The 18,808-nt window shown below is 44.9% G+C and carries 14 protein-coding genes; 8 read left to right on the top strand and 6 right to left on the bottom strand.

Annotated features, from left to right (window positions below):
* Positions 1-190 precede the first annotated feature (190 nt).
* Both QUA07_RS03185 and mnmE read left to right on the top strand, forming a co-directional pair.
* Positions 191-436 carry a hypothetical protein gene (locus tag QUA07_RS03185; RefSeq protein ID WP_333322636.1) on the top strand — a complete coding sequence of 82 codons (246 nt, stop codon included), beginning with the start codon at positions 191-193 and terminating at the stop codon, positions 434-436.
* A 50-nt stretch (positions 437-486) separates the two neighbouring features.
* Positions 487-1,872, top strand: a complete 1,386-nt coding sequence (mnmE, locus tag QUA07_RS03180; protein WP_333322634.1) for a tRNA uridine-5-carboxymethylaminomethyl(34) synthesis GTPase MnmE — start codon at positions 487-489, stop codon at positions 1,870-1,872.
* A gap of 251 nt (positions 1,873-2,123) precedes the next feature.
* On the opposite strand, the gene QUA07_RS03175 is transcribed toward mnmE, so the two are convergent.
* Entirely contained in the window at positions 2,124-3,662 is a 1,539-nt protein-coding gene (locus tag QUA07_RS03175) for a SagB/ThcOx family dehydrogenase (protein ID WP_333322632.1), read from the bottom strand.
* A gap of 227 nt (positions 3,663-3,889) precedes the next feature.
* On the opposite strand from QUA07_RS03175, the gene QUA07_RS03170 reads away from it, so the two are divergent.
* The 4 genes from QUA07_RS03170 to QUA07_RS03155 all read left to right on the top strand — a co-directional run bounded on the left by QUA07_RS03170 (position 3,890) and on the right by QUA07_RS03155 (position 8,735).
* Positions 3,890-4,411, top strand: coding sequence for a pentapeptide repeat-containing protein (locus QUA07_RS03170; RefSeq protein WP_333322630.1), 522 nt, complete (start codon positions 3,890-3,892; stop codon positions 4,409-4,411).
* A gap of 182 nt (positions 4,412-4,593) precedes the next feature.
* Positions 4,594-4,926, top strand: a complete 333-nt coding sequence (locus QUA07_RS03165; protein ID WP_333211487.1) for a hypothetical protein — start codon at positions 4,594-4,596, stop codon at positions 4,924-4,926.
* A 33-nt stretch (positions 4,927-4,959) separates the two neighbouring features.
* A complete protein-coding gene (locus QUA07_RS03160) occupies positions 4,960-7,038 on the top strand; it encodes a dynamin family protein (protein ID WP_333322627.1) in 2,079 nt (692 codons plus the stop codon).
* Positions 7,039-7,052: 14 nt separating this feature from the next.
* Positions 7,053-8,735: a dynamin family protein gene (locus tag QUA07_RS03155; protein WP_333322625.1), complete on the top strand. Its 1,683-nt coding sequence runs from the start codon at positions 7,053-7,055 to the stop codon at positions 8,733-8,735.
* Here QUA07_RS03155 and QUA07_RS03150 read toward each other — a convergent pair.
* Together QUA07_RS03150 and gloA2 are read right to left on the bottom strand one after the other, a co-directional pair.
* Positions 8,702-9,994, bottom strand: a complete 1,293-nt coding sequence (locus tag QUA07_RS03150; protein ID WP_333322623.1) for an endonuclease/exonuclease/phosphatase family protein — start codon at positions 9,992-9,994, stop codon at positions 8,702-8,704. The genes QUA07_RS03155 and QUA07_RS03150 overlap by 34 nt on opposite strands.
* Positions 9,995-10,103: 109 nt before the next feature.
* Positions 10,104-10,490, bottom strand: coding sequence for an SMU1112c/YaeR family gloxylase I-like metalloprotein (gloA2, locus tag QUA07_RS03145; RefSeq protein WP_333259973.1), 387 nt, complete (start codon positions 10,488-10,490; stop codon positions 10,104-10,106).
* Between the two features lie 277 nt (positions 10,491-10,767).
* Between gloA2 and ilvC the strand changes: the two genes are divergently transcribed.
* Complete coding sequence (gene ilvC, locus QUA07_RS03140) at positions 10,768-11,817, top strand: ketol-acid reductoisomerase (protein WP_333043995.1); 1,050 nt, start codon at positions 10,768-10,770, stop codon at positions 11,815-11,817.
* An 850-nt stretch (positions 11,818-12,667) separates the two neighbouring features.
* On the opposite strand, the gene QUA07_RS03135 is transcribed toward ilvC, so the two are convergent.
* Positions 12,668-14,326 carry an alpha/beta hydrolase gene (locus QUA07_RS03135; protein ID WP_333322620.1) on the bottom strand — a complete coding sequence of 553 codons (1,659 nt, stop codon included), beginning with the start codon at positions 14,324-14,326 and terminating at the stop codon, positions 12,668-12,670.
* 75 nt (positions 14,327-14,401) lie between these two features.
* On the opposite strand from QUA07_RS03135, the gene QUA07_RS03130 reads away from it, so the two are divergent.
* Positions 14,402-14,593 (top strand): hypothetical protein, encoded by a 192-nt coding sequence (locus QUA07_RS03130; protein WP_333322618.1) that lies wholly within the window; start codon positions 14,402-14,404, stop codon positions 14,591-14,593.
* Positions 14,594-14,945: 352 nt separating this feature from the next.
* On the opposite strand, the gene QUA07_RS03125 is transcribed toward QUA07_RS03130, so the two are convergent.
* Together QUA07_RS03125 and QUA07_RS03120 are read right to left on the bottom strand one after the other, a co-directional pair.
* Positions 14,946-16,949 carry a cation:proton antiporter domain-containing protein gene (locus QUA07_RS03125; RefSeq protein ID WP_333322616.1) on the bottom strand — a complete coding sequence of 668 codons (2,004 nt, stop codon included), beginning with the start codon at positions 16,947-16,949 and terminating at the stop codon, positions 14,946-14,948.
* Positions 16,950-17,216: 267 nt separating this feature from the next.
* Positions 17,217-18,614 (bottom strand): amidase, encoded by a 1,398-nt coding sequence (locus QUA07_RS03120; protein ID WP_333322614.1) that lies wholly within the window; start codon positions 18,612-18,614, stop codon positions 17,217-17,219.
* Between the last annotated feature and the right edge of the window lie 194 nt (positions 18,615-18,808).

Genomic DNA, 18,808 nt, shown 5'->3' with positions numbered 1-18,808 from the left:
AAATTTTAGACCCTAGTTAAAGCTCCCCGATTCATCTGTGGAGTTAATCTAAAATCTAAAATCTAAAATCTAAAATCGACTGACTGGACAAACGGGCGATCGGATTGGCTCGCTAAGTCCCTCCCTGTTGTCACGCTCTTCTAATATTTTAGAAAAAAAATGCTGAAATTGTTTATCCTGTCAATGAGATATGTATAATTTAACAACCAAGCCGGAGGTCAGTCACATGAACGTACAACTGGTTGAATCCCTAATTCAAGTTATCTGGTCTCTCGCAGCCGACGAGCAATTAGCGATTCTAGGGAAAATATTACCAAATATCTCCTACGCTTCGACCCGGAAACTGGTGCATTTTGCCCTAAAGGGCGGCTATTTTAATTTTTTGAATGACGAACTAGAGATTTATACTCTCAAATACCGACCAGCAATTGCCTGATACTCAAAAACAGGAGATTGAGAGAACTTTTGAATGTGTGAATAATAAATATGTCTGAATCACTAACAAAAGGAGGAACGATCGCAGCGATCGCTACTGCCATAGTTCCCCAACAAGGCAGCGTCGGCATTGTGCGAGTTTCCGGTTCCGCAGCCTTAAAAATTGCCGAAACTCTGTTTCGCGCCCCAGGACGGCAAATTTGGGAGTCTCACCGCATTCTTTACGGCCACATCCGCCGCCCCAAAACTGAAGAATTAGTCGATGAAGCTTTGCTGTTAATCATGAAAGCACCGCGTTCTTTTACTCGCGAAGATGTGGTGGAATTTCACTGTCACGGCGGTATTATAGCCGTGCAGCAAGTCTTGCAGTTGTGTTTGGAAAACGGGGCAAGATTGGCACAGCCGGGAGAGTTTTCGCTGCGGGCTTTTTTGAACGGGAGGCTCGATTTAACTCAAGCTGAAAGTATTGCAGATTTGGTGGGAGCAAAATCGCCCGCTGCTGCACAAAGTGCTTTGGCTGGTTTGCAAGGAAAATTAGCGCAGCCAATTCGCAAATTGAGAACAACTTGTTTGGACGTACTGGCAGAAATTGAGGCAAGAATTGATTTTGAGGAAGATTTGCCGCCTTTAGATGAAGCTAAAACATCTTTGGAAATCAATCATGTTTTGGAGGAATTGTCAACAATTTTGGCAACGGCAGATCGCGGAGAATTGTTGAGAACTGGTTTGAAAGTAGCGATTGTCGGGCGGCCGAATGTGGGAAAATCGAGTTTGTTGAATGCGTGGAGTAAGAGCGATCGGGCGATCGTCACGGATTTGCCCGGTACGACGCGGGATGTGGTAGAGTCGCAGCTAGTTGTGGGCGGAATTCCGGTGCAGGTGCTCGATACTGCGGGCATTCGAGAAACCGAAGACAAGGTAGAAAAAATTGGCGTTGAGCGATCGCGCGCAGCAGCAAAACAAGCCGATTTAGTGTTGTTGGCAATTGACGCGGAATCTGGCTGGACAGAGGAAGATTTGGAAATTTACGCACAAGTAAAGCACCGCCAGCTAATTATAATTATCAACAAAATCGACTTAGTAAAAACAATCCCAGAGCTACCTTTTTCCTCTGAAATTCACCCAATAGTTACCACAGCAGCCGCCCTGGAGCGAGGCATAGAAGACTTAGAAACAGCAATTTTAGATGCCGTCAGCGGGGGGAATTTGCAAGCAGCAAACTCAGATTTAGCAATCAACCAGCGGCAAGCAGCGGCGTTAACCAGAGCTAAAATTTCTCTGGGACAATGCACGGATACTATCAGCAACAAATTGCCTTTAGATTTTTGGACAATAGATTTGCGCGGGGCAATTCAAGCATTAGGAGAAGTTACGGGAGAAGAAGTGACAGAATCAGTGCTCGACAGAATATTTAGCAGGTTTTGCATTGGCAAATAGTCATAGGAAAAGAGTAAATTAAATAGGTAAGCTGTCTCGCATTTAAGTTGTATTTTTAGGGCGGGCGGGACGCCCACCCCACAATAATTTCACTCTTTGTGGAACACCGACTTTCACTCTTTGGGGAACAGGCATCTTGCCTGTTCTTGAGAATGGTGTAAGATGTTAATTTCATCAAACTTGACTGTAAAATTTAGATGGGCCTGGGCTTAGTGAAGCCATACTACTGACAAATAACAACTAACTTATTGTCACGATCGAGGTCTTCCCAGACTTGTAATATAAAGCACAGCCTCACCCGCAGGAATACCGAGAACGTCATTAACCCGATCGTCAAAAAAGCCCCCGATACCGCTGACACCCAAACGCAGTTGCATAGCTGCTAAATTCAACCGCTGGCCCAAATGACCCGCGTCCATGTGCAAATAGCGGTAAACTCGATCGCCATATTTTGCTACAGCCCTGTTCAAATCCGCCGTGTGAAATAACAGCGCCCCCGCATCTCTGCCCAAATCTTGCCCCAAACACAAAAAATGCAATTCCCTGCGGAAATTTTTAAACCGAATTTGCCGCAATTCTTGAGCTTTCGGAGCGTAATAGTAACAGCCTTCTTCTAACCCATGCACTCCCGAAACAGCAATAAAAGTCTCGATCAAACTTAGATCGAAATAGTCTGGATTACCGTCTAATCCTTGGTCGATATAGTGCTGCGGCTGGTAAGTAAAATCGAGCATAGCTAGCAGTTCGCCCAAGCTCAAAGAAGCACCTGTATAAGCACGGGTAGAACGCCTTTTGAGCATAGTGTTTTCTAAAGTTTCCAGGTTCACTCCCCAAGGAATCGAAGGAGTGACAGTCGAAACTTTAGTACAAAATGGAAAGTTGTATTTATCCTCTAGTACCCCTTCACTTTCATCAAGTTTCCAGCCGTCAGCTCCGGTAGGGTCTGCTTCTAAATAAGTGGCTTTGTGGAGGTATTTTAACAGTTGACCTTCGGAAATTTTCGGGTAATCTGTGGTGGTGTTTCCGGGCAAAGCTGTTTTAAATTTAGGCAAGTTTTGGTCAATATCTAGCAAGTCGGCTAATGCAACTACACAAATCGCTCCTTCTTGCTCCGAGTCGATATATAGTAATTCATTGACAGCTTCGTCGGCGAATCCTCCAATCATGTGAGGTCGGTAATCGTTGACGGCGCAAGCTAACTCAATATTACTCAATAAATGGCCGGTATCTAGAAAAATTCGCCGATAAGCTCGGTCTTCGTAACGCCAAGAAGAACGGAAAAAAACAGTGGTAATGGCGATCGCCAATTGAGTATTTTCTAGCGCGGGCGACTGGAAACAAGCTGCTTGCAAGACTGGCCAAACTTGACTGTCCCAAAAATGAACAAGTGAATGAGTTCTGCACTGATAGTTGTAGAGTCCGGCCGGCAACTGGGCAGTGCCACGGGAGATTAAATAAACCTCTGCTGGATAGAGTCCACCCGCCGACGGTGCAGATCGCAAATACAGGTAGCTATCGTCTACCGTCTGCACTTTCGCCGTCAACCCGTAGCTGCACAGCAACAAACTAGATAACCGATGCCACCAAGCGGCATCGGGATCGGCATCGGCATCCTCCGAGGGGTCTTTTAGATAAGGCTTGAGGTCAAAATACGCTCCAATTTTATATTCTTTGAAAGGCACAGGTTGCTCTGTCCAATCTAGCTGTTTGCTTTTAGCAGCAATGGTTTCAGGGTCATATTTGGTGCGTTCGTGGTAGTGCTGAGCAATGGAGAGAGGAAGTTCTGGCATATTTCAGTAGAGGATTGGCTTTGGTTTCTCGATCGATCTTGACATTACTAACCGTTTACTGGTCGAGCAAGGCAGAAATTTACAAATATAAAAAAAATCTTAGAAAAAATGCGACTGTTGTTACACAAGCTTAACATAAGAATATGCCTAAGTATAAATACGCAGAATAATAACCATTAATTACTGTTATGGATTGGCTGCAGTAGCTGTCGTCATGAGGAGTGAAAATGCAAAAGCTAAGCGCTGAGGAATTGCTTGCTCAGTATGCTAAGGGCCAGCGAAACTTTAACGCCGTTGACTTAAGTGAAAATAACTTGTTTCAAGCAGATTTGACAGAAATAAATCTTTCTGGTAGCGTTCTGAGGCGAGCTTATCTGCCCTACGGAAATTTGACGCAAGCTAATCTTTATAAAACTGATTTGCAAGAGGCTGAATTGGGCGACATTCAACTTTATCAAGCTAACTTGTCGGAAGCAAGTTTATCAAGAGCAAACTTATCAAGAGCAAATTTGCGTCACGCCAATTTGCAAGGTGCTAATTTGCAGAAAGCTAATTTGCAAGGTGCGGATTTGTACAATGCAGATTTGACGAATGCCGATTTGAGATATGCGGATTTGAGTCGAGCTAATTTGGAGAAAGCAAAGTTAAGCAAAGCTCAATTAGCGGGCTGCAACTTATTTCGATCGCGCTTGGGTGATTTGTCCGAAGCCGAGTGCGATCGCACTACTATCGGCCCCGAAGGATATTGAGGATTTGCAGCGGCTAGTCTAGGGCGTAGGGCGAGTGGCTTAATTAGTCGCTCGCCATTTTTAAAATTTCTTAACATTTCTCGACATGGGGGAAAAGGTGAGTTACAGTCGTAGAGAACTTATCGATCCGCAACATTGACAATAAATAACACATTTTTCCCGCGAAAAACAGGCTAAAATTTATGAATTCTCCTGACAACAAATCCCGAGAACTCCGGCGCAAAGAACAAGAACTGCGGAAGCGAGAACAAGAAATTCGGCTCCGCGAACTAGAAGCCGAAATCGACCGCTCAGTACCCGAACATCTAACAAGCAAGTACCAAGAACCAGACAGCCAAGTTAACGGCAAACTCAAACAGTGGCGCCGAAAAATTATAGCAGCCGCTCAATTTACAGGCATTGTCATTGCTGTTATCGTTGCAGTTCGCATAGCATCTTGGCTGGCAGCCGCGCTGATAGTGGGAGGCATTGCTTTCATAGCTTACAAAATGTTTATTGAAGAAGACAGAAGTTGAAAAGCTCAAGCACGAAACTATCAGGAAACACCCATGAACCTTAAAGTAGAAACTAGCAACTTTCTCAACGATTTAGAGCGCGTAGCCGCCGTCCGCCGAGAAATTGCCGATCGCCTCAGCAACATCGCCACAGCCATCAACCAATCAGAATTAGCAGCAGGAGAAGCATCGGGAAAACTCGGTTTAGAAACAGACAACGCTGACATTGATGTCGCCAGTAAAAACTTGCGCCAAGGAGTCTTTCGCCTGTTAGTGCTAGGTGACATGAAACGCGGAAAAAGCACTTTTCTCAATGCGTTAATCGGCGAAAACTTACTGCCCAGCGATGTAAATCCCTGTACAGCTTTGTTGACGATTTTGCGCTATGGTTCAGAAAAAAAAGTTACTGTTTATTTCAATGACGGCAAAAGCCCAAAACAGCTAGATTTTAAAAGCTTTAAACAGAACTACACAATTGACCCCGCTGAGGCAAAACGTTTAGAAGAAGAAAAGAAACCAGCATTTCCAGATATCGATTGTGCCGTAGTAGAATATCCCTTACCTTTGCTGGAAAAAGGCATAGAAATAGTAGACAGTCCCGGACTAAACGATACAGAAGCCCGCAACGAATTATCTCTCGGTTACATCAACAACTGCCACGCTATTTTGTTTGTACTCAGGGCAACTCAGCCTTGCACCATGGGTGAAAGACGTTATTTAGAAAATTACATCAAAAATCGCGGATTGAGCATTTTCTTTCTGATTAATGCTTGGGATCAAGTGCGGGAAAGTTTGATTGACCCGGATGATCCTGAAGAATTGGCAGAAGCAGAAGGGAAACTGCGACGGGTTTTTCAAGCTAATTTGGCTGAATATTGTTTAACCGAAGGACATGATATTTACGACGAGCGAGTGTTTGCAATTACCTCCATTAAGGCGCTCAGGTTGCGGATGAAAAACCCGGATGCGGATTTGGCAGGAACTGGTTTTCCCGAGTTTATGGTGGCACTGAATACGTTTTTGACGCAGGAAAGGGCGATTTCAGAATTGCGTCCGGCGAGGACTTTGGCGCGTCAAATTTCTGCTCGTGTCCGCGAAGCTGTTGGGCGCAGATTACCATTACTCGATCGCGATGTCAATGAGTTGAAGGAAAAGATTAATTCAGTTGAGCCGGAGTTTAAAAAACTGACTCACATTCGCGATGAGTTTCAACAAGAAATTATCGAAGTTAGAGATAGTAAATCGCGGGCGATCGCAGATTCTTTCCGCGCCTACGTTCTCAACTTAGAAAATACCTTTGAAACAGACTTTTTGCGGTATCAACCGGATCTAAAATTTCTGGATTTCTTCAGCCAAGGCAAGCGAGAAGCCTTTGAAGCATCGCTCAAACGAGCATTAGAGCAGTACATCAACGACAAATTAGCAGCTTGGACTCTCACAGCAGAACAAGAGATGAATTCAGCATTTTCGCAGCTATCGAAAAGTGCGGCAAATTACGGAGCATCTTACACGAAAGTGACTGAAAAAATCACCGAAAAACTGACCGGGCAAAAAATACCAGCAGCAGTCAGCAACTCGAACGAAGATACCTCGCCAGCTTGGGCAAAATGGGCGATGGGATTGTTCTCGTTAACGACCGGAAATCTGGCGGGCGTAGCAATGGCAGGAGCTGGTTTTGACTGGAAAAATATCCTGCTTAATTTAATCACTGTGTTGAGCGTCAGTACGATTTTTGCTAGTTTGACCGGGGTTGTTTTGGGGCCGCTATATTTAGCTTTGTTGGGGATTGGTGTTGGCGTTTTGCAAGCAGACGGAGCTAACAAACAGTTGGTGAAAGCGGCAAAAAAAGAGTTGGTGAAATATCTGCCGCAGGTGGCTCAAGAGCAGTGGCAGCCGATTCACGATGCTGTGAAAGAGTGTTTTGATGTTTACGGGCGAGAAGTGGGCGATCGCATGAATGCGGATATTAATTCTCGGAAAGCTGAGTTAGATAATTTGCTGGAGCAAAAGGAATCTCGCGAGATTAATTGTCAAGCTGAATCTGAGCGTTTGAAAAAATTGGAGGCTGATGTTTCTGCCGAGTCGCAGAGTATTGAATCGCTATATCAAGCTTTCCTAGCATCAGCTAGATGAAATAAAACAACAATATGCAACAAACCGAAATTTATCAAGACCTGACCGACTATCTCAAATCAGCACTGGGTATTCTCGAACTTGACAAAAACTCCCAACTGTATCGAGATACCACCTCAATCTGCGACTATCTAGCCAAACCAACTTTTCAAGTTGCTGTCTTTGGCCCGTTTAATTATGGCAAGTCAACTTTGCTCAATGCAATGCTTGGAAATCGGGCTTTGCCGATCGACCTCGTGCCCACTACAGGTGCTGCCATTTATGTCAACTACGGCGAGGAATTGCACGCAAAAATAACCCTGAAAGACGGCACGGAAATTAGCGAACCGGGGACTGATGTTCTGAAACGCTACGCCATCCTTGACGACGCGAGACAAATGCGGGATGATGTCGCGGCCGTGAATGTTTACTGTCCCCATCCATTCCTGCAAACCGGTGTGGAATTGCTGGATTTACCGGGAACCAACGATCGGGAAGAACAGGATAATTTGGTTCGGGATAAATTGCTAACGGCTGATTTAGTTGTGCAGGTTTTAGATGCTCGCAAATTGATGACTTTAGGCGAACGGGAAAACTTGAGAGATTGGTTGAGCGATCGCCACATCAACACTGTCGTCTTTGTTGCCAATTTTCTCAATCTACTCGAACCAGACGACCAAAAACAAGTTTACAATCGCTTGTTGTTTGTTGCCGAAAGTTTTCGCTCGAACTTGCCGACCAATATCAGCAATATCTACCGCGTCGATGCTTTGCCGGCTTTGAGGGCGAGGCTGAAAGGAGATGTGGCGGCCGCCCAAACTACAGGAATTGCCAGCTTTGAATCGGCTTTGCAAAGTATTGTGGCAGCTCAACAGGAACAACTAGCAGTTAAGTTGCCCAGAATTGAAGCTATAGCTACTAAAATTTGCCAATCTCTCCGAGCCAAAGCTGAAACTGTCACCGCAGAAATAGCTGCTGCTCAACAAAAGCACAAAGACAAAATTGAAATTAAACAAAAAGCTGAAAAATTGATATCAAAAGGCTTTCAAGCCAGCGTTTCTGACTTCGAGATTTGGCTTTACCAGCCCACACTTTTGCAGCGGTATCAATCGGAAATGGCGCTGTCGCTTCAGGAAGGGAGTTTTGATGCGTGGAAGCTAAAATTTCAGCGAGAGGTCTTACATCAGCAGCAAACCATCGCAGAATGGGTAAATAAAGCTTGCGAATTCTTTGAGAAAGAACAGCCGATCGCCCTTTTGATTTCGTTTCCCCCAGCCCCACAAGTCAGCTTACCCGAACCGCCGCCACCTCCACCGCAAAAGTCGATCGAGGGCGAAGTGGCTCCAGTGGCGATCGCCACCGGCTTAGGTTGGCTATTGGGCGGGCCTGTGGGAGCCGCAGTAGTCGGCGGTGCTAGCTATATTTTGAATAAAAGAACAGGGTATGAAAAGCCGCCTGAATCGTCTGAAGCTTATCTAAATCAAGTAAAGGAAATTTGCAGCGAGGCTGCTAAAAACTATCTCGCTCGCTTCAGCACCGATACTTTTTCCATGCTGCAACACTACAAGGAAATCGCCGGAAAAGTTATCAGTTTTCAAGACAGCAAAGAACCGCTACAGACAAATATTCAGCAATACCAGATACAGTTAATCAATAATTTGTTAGAAAATATCGAATCCTGCCTTCAAATGACCAAATCTGTAATTAACGGCAAATGATCCGAACCGACATTTCGGCCAGTACGAATCTTTAAAACACCAATTTCTTTGCTGACTAGAAAGTGATCGATCGGAATATAAGCCAGCGGCATAAAAGTCGGCCAAGTCGGTAAAATGCCAAACCCCGATCGCGCATTTCGCAAATTTCCGGTTTTTACCATATTTTTGTAGAACGGCGACCACATTGTGGTATTTAAATCCCCAACCACAATCAGCGGATTTTTTATTTGGGCTGCATACTCGCCAATGGCTGCTAGCTGTTTATTGCGATTGATAAAACTCTCCTGTTTGACTGGCACAGTCGGATGAGCAAGAATCAGAGAAATGATTTTACCTTGAAATTTAACATCCGCCGACAAGCTCTTTCTTCGCGTTGAAAAGGCTTTAACCGAAGAATTTTCTAAAGGCAGCTTGCTGTATATTGCACTGCCAAATCTCTCAGATTCTTGCTGGGTAGAAGAGTAAGGAAAAATCTCGCTTAAAACCGATAACTGTTTTGCCCAAGTTGAGTTGACTTCCACAAAAACCGCGATATCAGGTTGTTCTGCTTTAACCAGCGATATCACCTCAGAATATCGCCGATTAGCCCTTAAAACATTTGAATGCAAAATCCGCAAGTTGTGTCCGGGAGTTGCTCCGGCAACTGCTGGCGCTGGAAAATACCAAGGAACAATTTCCGCCAAATTAATAATAATGCAAAATGCGCTCACCAACAACCATATTTTTTTTGAGCGCACCAGAGCGAAGAATATAAAAGTAGAGAAACCCAGCAGCAGATATTGTAGTTTAAAATGAGAACTCAATTCAAAAAAAATGTTGAATTGTCCTAAATAACCGACTATTGACAATACGGCATTGACAGTTGCTGCGATAATAAACCATTTTAAAATTATGTGCTTCAAGCTAATGTTTTTGTTGGGCGTGCTGTGCATCACCGCCCATTTGAGCTTAATTTTGAGGTCGTTGGTAATCGGCAATTTATCAATTTCTATTACCAGTTGTTCTGGCTGTTCCAACTCGCACCGCTTTTGATAAAACCTCACTAGCAAGCTATCTACCACAAAATAACTAACAGAATTGGCAACAAATCCTACAAATACCAACACACCTAAACCGATCAGCATACCAAAGGAACCGCCGACTTTGACCAAACCCGACCAAACGGCTGCATCACCTGTTTTTCCTGTAGCTAATATGGCGATAAAGAGCATTAAAGTCGGCAATCCGATGGTGATTGTGTTTCTGATTAATCTGTCCATTATACAATTTTATATTTTATATTTTAGAGGGAAATGAATGATGCAATTTCTATAGTCAGCACTACGGACTGGTTGACTTAATAACGGCTTGACAAAATAAATAGACTCCTTAATTCTCATATATTTCTAATGGTAAGTTGTCGGGGTCTCGGAAAAATGTAAACCTTTTTTCGGTAATTTCGTCAAGGCGAATTTCTTCTACTTCTACTTGTTGGGATTTTAAGTAAGCAACTGATGCTTCTATGTCCTCAACTGCAAAAGCTAAATGTCTCAAGCCACAGGCTTCAGGATTGTTAATTCTTTCAGGAGGATGGGGAAAGGAAAAAAGCTCGATGGTGTCGCCGTTTCCGACTCGCAAATCTAGTTTGTAAGAATTCCTCTCGGTTCGGAAAGTTTCTTTGATAATGGAACATCCCAATACTTCTACATAAAATTTTTTCGAGGCTTCGTAATCCGAGCAAATAATCGCCACATGATGTATTGCTTTTATTTTCATCTGAAAAAAGTTAGTTATAGCTGAAGGAAGAAGGAAGAAGGAAGAAGGAAGAAGCAGTAACAGCAATGGTTTCAGCCATTAAGAATGTCAATAGCGTCGGGCGCGGTTGCTATAGTTGGGTTTTTTTTCAACAGCACAGCACGCTATTGACAATTATATTTGACGATCGCAGACTCTGCCAGAAACCCTGCTAAATTCAGCGCGATCGCCCTTTATTTTCCCCCTTCCAAATCTTAATCTAAAAATTTCTGCAAAAAAAGTACCCTACTTTGATAAAATGAGAGTTTTGCAGTCAATCACCCAATTTGCATCTCAGGAGACAAGGATTATGGCCCGTATGTATTACGACACCGACGCGAACCTAGACCTCTTAGCCAACAAAACGATTGCTATCATCGGCTACGGTTCCCAAGGACACGCCCACGCGCTTAACCTCAAAGACAGTGGCATGAATGTCGTTGTCGGTTTGTATCCCGGTAGCAAATCTGCCGCCAAAGCAACCGACGCGGGTTTAACAGTTCACCCGGTAGACAAAGCAGCCGCCGCCGCTGACTTCATCATGATTTTATTGCCCGATGAAGTTCAAAAAACTATTTACAAAGAACAAATCGAACCGAACCTTTCCGAAGGAAATGTTTTAGCATTTGCTCACGGTTTTAACATTCACTTCGGCCAAGTTGTTCCCCCTGCCAATGTAGACGTAGTAATGGTTGCCCCCAAAGGCCCCGGACACTTGGTGCGACGGACTTACGAACAAGGGGAAGGTGTTCCGAGTTTGTTTGCAGTATATCAAGATGCTTCCGGTCAAGCGCGCGATCGGGCAATGGCCTATGCTAAAGGTATCGGTGGCACCAGAGCTGGCATCCTGGAAACCACTTTCCGCGAAGAAACAGAAACGGATCTTTTTGGCGAACAAGTAGTTTTGTGCGGCGGTTTGAGCGCATTAATTAAAGCTGGATTTGAAACTTTAGTTGACGCCGGATACCAACCGGAATTAGCTTATTTTGAATGTTTGCACGAAGTTAAACTTATCGTTGACTTAATAGTAGAAGGAGGTCTCGCCAAAATGCGCGACAGCATCTCCAATACCGCAGAATACGGCGATTTAACTCGCGGCCCCCGCATCGTTACGGATCAAACCCGCGCCGAAATGCGGAAAATTCTCAGCGAAATTCAATCCGGTCAATTTGCCCGCGAATTCGTTCTGGAAAACCAAGCTGGCAAACCAGGTTTTACCTCCATGCGCCGTCAGGAAGCAGAACATCCTATTGAAGAAGTTGGTAAAGATTTGCGAGCTATGTTTAGCTGGTTGAAAAAGCAAGCCTAATCAATTTTAGATTTTAGATTTTAGATTTTAGATGGGAAGACCAATCTAAAACAGCCCTGGAGGCATAACCTCTATCTGTAGGGTGTGCAATGCACACCTTACCGCTGGGAGGAAAATCTAAAATCTTAAGTTTAATCGATTACAGATTAGAGAGTGGATAAAAAATCTCTAATCTACAATCCAAAATCTAAAATCGTACTGTTGGGTTTCGCTTCGCTTAACCCAACCTACAATACTACAAGAAAATGGCTAGGTATTGTTAGAGAAACCGGGTTTGTCGTTGGTAGCTCAAAACTATCGACTCGGGCTAGGACTTTTTTGCAATTTATCAATATCCTGTTGCCTTTTCTCGTTGAAATCTCTCGGCCTCAACCAATCTGGCCACAACCCGACGAAGAACTTTCGGCTTGCCACGCTAGTATCTCTTACAGGTTTGGGGAGAAAAGTTAAAGTGTCACCGTAAAGGGTAAATAGGGCTGCCAACAGAAGCAATAACGGGATAAGATTTTTTTTAGGCATCGCAGTTTGGGAGTAGAGTTTGTGGAAGCAGTTTGTTATATTTTGCCCTTGCACGGAAAAAATATATCAGAAACAGCTTAAGAAAAAAATACACCCTTCGGGGCTAAGCGGCCGCCCATACAAAAGGAAAAGCTGCTAGTCGTAATATCGTTTCCGCTGACATCGGAATCATAATTTTCCGAGTGCCGTGGGAGCTTCCCGTGTGGCTCCGTGCTCTCAGGAGCGACCGAGAAGACGCACTCAATTATAATTTCCATGTCACCTTATTTGATATTACTACAACTCTTAATAATTAGTTATTAGCTGAGGACTAATGATTAATTACTAATCACTACTTATTCCCTTTAAGAAAAGTTTGCACTACTGCATTAGTTTCAGAGGAAATTTCTGTTACTAGCCGCACCGGGATTGCCGATGTGGAAGCAAATTGCGCGTATTCTGGTGTTAGAAAAACTGCATATTTATCAGCTTCAGCAGTTAGTTGCGCGGCGGTAGCCAAACTTACAGCTTTAATATAATTGCGTATGCTAACAGCTTGGTCGCCGACTACTTCATCCCCGGTAATTACTGTACTCGGTCTACGAATCTGGTTTAAAGTTGTACTGGGATCTTTGACACTTAAATGGGTTCCTCCTACCAAACCAACTAGCCATTTAGGAGATGGAATTTTCGGAAAGCCTGCAATTTGTTCGGCTAAGGCGGGAGTTGTTTTGTCGGCAGAAGATGCTACTATTAAGGTGGGAATTTGAATTGCACTTAAACCTGTTTCTCCAAATAATAATGATGTGATCGGATTCATGGCGATCGCCCTTTTAATCCTCCCATCCCGCAATTGATACCGTTCTTCGGGCAATCCGGCCGCCGCGCACTGAATGCCTTCGCCTAAGCTGAACCCAATCAAATCCCCCTGACACCTTTGTTTGAGTCCGCTCAATTGCAGTTCGGCGCCGGCCAAGGACAAGGCTGTAGCGCCGCCAAATGAATAGCCAATTATTACCCATCGGTCGATCGCCATTCTCCCCTGCAAGTTATCATCAGTTTGGTTCAATTTTGTCAGTTCGTCGAGTACAAAACTGATGTCTTTGGGACGGTCTAAAAACTCTTGAGGAGCTAGCAAGGGACACTTCCCCGCCATCGCAGCATTGGTATTCGTCTCGTTGCTGCCCGGATGTTCTAAAGCTGCTACTACATAGCCGTGAGACGCCAAATGCTCGGCTAAGTAGCGCAAATCCGTGCGGACGGAACCCAACCCGTGAGAAAAGACGATCGTCGGTTTGTCGGCTGTCGCAGCTTCCGACCAATACACATCAACTGGAATAAGTCGATTGCGGGCACTATCGTTCAAATCTAGCGCCCGTACCTGCACCAAATTAGGGCCGGGCTGGGTTGGATCGAAAGGCAGCTTAAACGCGGGTTTAACCGCTGCTAACTGAGGTGCGATCGCCGCCATAAAGCGCTGAGTTTGCCAAAAACTGGCGTTCATATTTCCCAAAACTGTGAAAGCTCGATCGAGATCCACCACTACTCGCGAGCTCGGATAAGATTCAATGAAACTCAATACCGATAAGCCTTCCGGCGCGTTTGCTCCCTGCACCAAAGCCGCTCGCAGCGCTTCCACACCCCCACCGTCGCGCCTGGGTATCACAGTAGTCAAATCCGTCAGGATGGCAGTCCCGATGCCCGTATTTAGCAAGTTGCTCAGACCTACTACATTGAGGGGAATTTTCGCTTGCAGCGCCCGAAAAATTTTACTCCGCTGTTCCTCAGACAGGAGATTGGCATAAGCTTGCAGTCTGGCGGGGACTTTTCCTGTTTCTGCGAGTTCGCGCAAATCCGCCACCGATATTGACGATTCTAAAATACCTTTGCGGACAACAACCGTTTCTGCTGCTTTTACAGAGGATGTCGCGCCACTCAAAGGGCTGATCGAAATCGAACCCAAAACACTCGCCACTGAAGAAAACCATCTGAAATTTGGTCTGATGCTCATTTTTACCTTATTGAACTAGAGGGGGTAGATCACCATATTCTCAAAATTCTCCCAGATACCGAGATATTGTTCTAGATGCCGAGAAATTGCCTCCATCGGGGTGCGATCGGCAAAGCCTCTACGCATATTTACTGGCCGATCGCACATTCCGTACCTAAGTGCACTTCTTGTGCGGGTGCTAATGATGATGAGTTGAAGGATTTTTTAATCGGCAGCCCAAAAAATACCAACTTCGCGAGTGAAAAGAGCGATGTAGTGTATTTCTGAACCGCGCAAGGGTGCGGAAATTTTGCTAGCAATTCCGTTGGATTAGGATTAAATATAAGACTTACACAATTGTCAGAAATAGGGCTTAAATTTTAGGTATGTAGTTGCGCTTGTGCGCTATTTATTAGCTTAGGAAAGAGCGATTCGATCGCAACTATAGCAATCCTAAATCATTTGTAAATTTCTTACTTCCTCCCCTTGGCAAGGGGAGGGTTGGGGTGGGGTAAAAAAATTACGACTCACTTAGGATTGCTATACCTACCTTTGTTTAATTTGCCAGTTGGCTTTAGTCCTAAAATCTTAACCGCAGATGAATGCAGATTCATAACGTAATCTGCGGTTAAAATATTCCTCAAGATACAGGAAAATAAACAACAAGCATCGAAATATTTTGGTGAGTCCGGGCGATCGCTTCTGGTTCTTTGAGAGTTCCCGGTTTTTCCCACAAATTTTGTTGCTGAGAAATTGTTGTTAAAATCAGCAAATCGTGTTCTAACAAATTCTGCGAAACTAACTTGATAAAATTTCCCCGAACCCGATTTACTGGTATCTCAGAGAGAATTTCCACCTCCGCCGCACTTTGGTTGCTTTGTTCCCGTTTTGTCGCCACCAACAACACTTGCAAACTCGCCTTAAGTTCCTCGGCTAAACTCTTAGCAATATCCACGGTTTCCTGAAATCCAAACCGAGTCAACTCGCTGTCAGTTACCGCCAAAATTATTCTGGCTGTATTCTGGAGAGGATCGGGAAATCGAGCAATCAGTACGGGTACTGGCGATCGCCTGATCACAGTATCAATGATGCTGCCAAAAAAATTGTCGCGAGTCGTAGAAAATCCCTTCCAACCGCAAACAATTAAACTAGCCTCGCGTTCGGTTGCACTCCGTAGGATTCCGCGATCGATCGCATCATCTATCCTTGCGATCGGTTCAACCGCACAAGCAGCCGCATGGGCGACAGTTTCCGCAGCCGTCAAAAGTTGAGTTTGCTGCATTTTATCTGCCGGTGAAATTGCTTCCCCGCGATCGGACAAAATATGCAGCGGTAGCAAAGTTCCCTGAGATGTTTTTGCTAAAATCAAAGCCAAACGCAGCAAATTATCTTCCGTATTCGGATTAGCAACAGGCACTAAAACTCGGTCTCCCCAGGAATGCTTTCCTGAAGTAGCAGTCGGTAAACTTGACCCCGGCTGCTGCATTTCTTGACCCCACCGAGATACAATCCAAGGAGAAGCGACACAAGTTACTAAAATCATGGCAATGATGCCGTTCACCGTTTCAGTATCGACCAATTTAATGTCAAAAGCAACCGTAATCGCAGCCAAAGTAGAAGCAGCTTGAGCAACAGAAAGACCGAACATTACCATAATGTTGGGAAACTCAAAACGAAATAATTTCCCCGGTAGCCAAGCTGCCAAAAACTTGCTCACCACCTCTGCTAAAATCATCACTGCCGCCACCAACAAAGACTGCGGCTGCTTCACCAAAATTAGCGGGTCAATTAACATCCCCACAGAAATCAGAAAAAACGGCACAAACAGCGTATTGCCAATAAACTCAATCCGATTCATCAGGGGACTCATTTTGGGAATAATTTGAGTGATGGCAATTCCCGATAAAAATGCACCAATAATTGCCTCAATTTCAATTAGTTCTGCTGCGTAAGAAACTAGAAATAGGGTGGCCAATACAAATATAAATTCGGCATTTTCGTCATGTCCAAATTTCTTAAAAAACCAGCGACCGATTTTGGGAACTCCCCACAAAGTAGCAAAAGTGTAGATAGCAAGAGATGGAATGAGAAACAGCCAAAATTCGAGAGTTAGATTTCCTTTGAAAGCTTTAACAACAATTGCCAGCACCAACAGTCCCAACACGTTCGTAATTAAAGTCCCGCCCAAAGTCGTAGTAATAGTCTGAGTTCGCATCAATCCCAATTTTGTGAGAATTGGCAGCGCTAAAAGCGTGTGCGTAGCGAAACAAGAAGCGACTAAAATTGCAGCCAGCCAGCTATATCCCAACAGCAGCATTGCTCCTGTCCCCAATATCATCGGTAGCGAAAAAGTAGCCAGCCCAAATATGACAGCTTTGTCCGCATTGAGTTTGAGGTCGTCGAGGCTAGTTTCCAGTCCTGCTAGGAACATTAAAAACAGCAATCCTACAGTACCTAACAAAACAATAGTAGCGTCTCGTTGCAGCAAATTTAGACCGTTGGGCCCGACAATTACGCCAGCAATAATTAAACCGACTATTCCCGGTAGTCGCAAGCGCTCAAATACCAGCGGGGCGATTAGCATGATTGCTAAAAGAACTAGAAAAACGGGAACGGGAGCGGTAATCGGGCCGGAAGTTAACATAAATTTCACCCTAAATATTGGCAGCGAACTGCTACCAGTTTTAAACCAAAATAAGCACAATATCTATCAATCTAAAGAAGGATACTCAATAAAATACAGCATACTTGGTAATAAGTATGACTGGGCGAGCAACTCGGTTTATTGGTCAAATATGGGATGGCTGACTAGAAAATTCTGCAATAAACCGGATTTCTTGTTCGCCGCGCACGAGTCCTGATTTGGCATACCCATAAAAAAGGGAAACGTGCTTTTATTTCTTGCTCTTCCCTATTTAAAATCTAAAACCGGGAAAGGTTTCGCCGCTTCCATCTGCGCCGCTAAAGCAATTAAAGTAGCTTCCGCCGCAGGCCGCCCGATAATTTGAATTCCCACGGGCAAACCGTTGTTATCTAAAATGGCAGGAAGTGCGATCGCAGGCAAACCACTAGCATTAAACGGCGGACAAGGAGCAACCCAATTAATAATTCGCTGCAAAGTTTCTTCAAAGCTCAAATCCGCCCACTCCCCAACCCGGATTGGCGAGTGCATATAAGTCGGCAAAACTAACACATCAAATTTTTCAAAGAATCCCACAATCCGCCGTGAAATCACCTGCATTTGATTCACCGCCCGCAAATATTCCCCAGCGGAAATAGTTCTTTCTAACAGCCAGCGATTCATCGGTTCCAAAGCAGGGCCTGGAATGCCGCTTGCCGCCGCCCCAGACTGCCAAATTGCGATAAACGGTTCGATTAAACCCGTAAAATCAGGACATCCCGGTTCGACATCGTGACCCAAATCTGTCAGTAACTTGACGGTTTCGAGTACCGCTTGCTGACAGATAGCCGAAGCCTCGCCCACAGGGGAAATACTGGTAGAAAAAGCAATTCGTAGCTTGCCTAACTCTTGAGTGGAAGCTTCTAAAAACGTCGGATTTGAATCTGGTAGCCAGTACGGATCGCCTGTTGTGTAGCCTGACATTACATCCAAAAGTGCGGCGGCGTCAGCTACAGTGCGCGCCAGGGGGCCGTTGGCAGAAATGCCGCTGAGGTAATCTCCGACGGGGGCCCAGGAAACTCGCCCCCGGGATGGTTTAATGCCCACTAAACCGCAGCAGGAAGCTGGGCCTCGGATCGAACCGCCACCGTCTGAACCTTGGGCGATCGCGCATAAACCCGCCGCTACAGCCGCCGCTGAGCCACCGCTGGAACCTCCGGGCGTATACTCTAAATTCCAGGGATTGCGCGCCCGCAGGAAACCTGGGGGTTCGGTGTAAGGCAATGAGCCAATTTGAGAGGTTGCTGTTTTGCCCAGAATGTTAAATCCCGCTGCTTCGATCCGCCATACCACTGACTCGCTGTAGTTAGATATGTTATTCACCAAAGCTTGAGTGCCATAGGTACAGGGAACGCCGGCAACTGGTGTCAAGTCTTTAATCGCAATTGGTACTCCGAAAAAAGGTGGCAATTCCTGTGGCTTGTTTAAGCCAGCTAGTTGCTCGGTTTGAGATTTAGCCAGGGCGATCGCCCGATCGGCGCTTACTGTAAAATAACTGCCAAGCTGAGGGTTTAATCGATCGATCCGTTCCAAGTAAAGATTGACAATTTCTAAAGGCGACACTTCCAGGGCGCGAATCGACTTCGCCAACTCCAGAGCAGGAGTAAAAGCCCGATCGACAGAATTCATCCGTTTAACTCCTTAATAGTTGGGCAAAGTATAATTTAATACTGTTGAGTTGCTGCAAACTCTTTTCCTTAAGAAATTTATCCAAAAAAGTCAAAAGTCCATATGTGATCATATATCGAGAGTGATGGCATCCTCCAATTGGCAGAATATTTCCTTAGTAGTGCAGCACTACGACCCTATCTTGGGATAGACTG

It is taken from the genome of Microcoleus sp. T3_A4 (genome assembly GCF_036700465.1).
Taxonomy (GTDB): domain Bacteria; phylum Cyanobacteriota; class Cyanobacteriia; order Cyanobacteriales; family Microcoleaceae; genus Microcoleus.
Note: the sequence above shows the minus strand (reverse complement) of the source record. Positions and strands in the feature narration are given on the sequence as shown.

Excerpts from the sequence above, each read along its gene's own strand:
- QUA07_RS03185 (WP_333322636.1), top strand. The coding sequence starts at position 191 with ATGTATAATTTAACAACCAAGCCGGAGGTCAGTCACATGAACGTACAA.
- mnmE (WP_333322634.1), top strand. The coding sequence starts at position 487 with ATGTCTGAATCACTAACAAAAGGAGGAACGATCGCAGCGATCGCTACT.
- QUA07_RS03175 (WP_333322632.1), bottom strand. The coding sequence starts at position 3,662 with ATGCCAGAACTTCCTCTCTCCATTGCTCAGCACTACCACGAACGCACC.
- QUA07_RS03170 (WP_333322630.1), top strand. The coding sequence starts at position 3,890 with ATGCAAAAGCTAAGCGCTGAGGAATTGCTTGCTCAGTATGCTAAGGGC.
- QUA07_RS03165 (WP_333211487.1), top strand. The coding sequence starts at position 4,594 with ATGAATTCTCCTGACAACAAATCCCGAGAACTCCGGCGCAAAGAACAA.
- QUA07_RS03160 (WP_333322627.1), top strand. The coding sequence starts at position 4,960 with ATGAACCTTAAAGTAGAAACTAGCAACTTTCTCAACGATTTAGAGCGC.
- QUA07_RS03155 (WP_333322625.1), top strand. The coding sequence starts at position 7,053 with ATGCAACAAACCGAAATTTATCAAGACCTGACCGACTATCTCAAATCA.
- QUA07_RS03150 (WP_333322623.1), bottom strand. The coding sequence starts at position 9,994 with ATGGACAGATTAATCAGAAACACAATCACCATCGGATTGCCGACTTTA.
- gloA2 (WP_333259973.1), bottom strand. The coding sequence starts at position 10,490 with ATGAAAATAAAAGCAATACATCATGTGGCGATTATTTGCTCGGATTAC.
- ilvC (WP_333043995.1), top strand. The coding sequence starts at position 10,768 with ATGAGAGTTTTGCAGTCAATCACCCAATTTGCATCTCAGGAGACAAGG.
- QUA07_RS03135 (WP_333322620.1), bottom strand. The coding sequence starts at position 14,326 with ATGAGCATCAGACCAAATTTCAGATGGTTTTCTTCAGTGGCGAGTGTT.
- QUA07_RS03130 (WP_333322618.1), top strand. The coding sequence starts at position 14,402 with ATGCCGAGAAATTGCCTCCATCGGGGTGCGATCGGCAAAGCCTCTACG.
- QUA07_RS03125 (WP_333322616.1), bottom strand. The coding sequence starts at position 16,949 with ATGTTAACTTCCGGCCCGATTACCGCTCCCGTTCCCGTTTTTCTAGTT.
- QUA07_RS03120 (WP_333322614.1), bottom strand. The coding sequence starts at position 18,614 with ATGAATTCTGTCGATCGGGCTTTTACTCCTGCTCTGGAGTTGGCGAAG.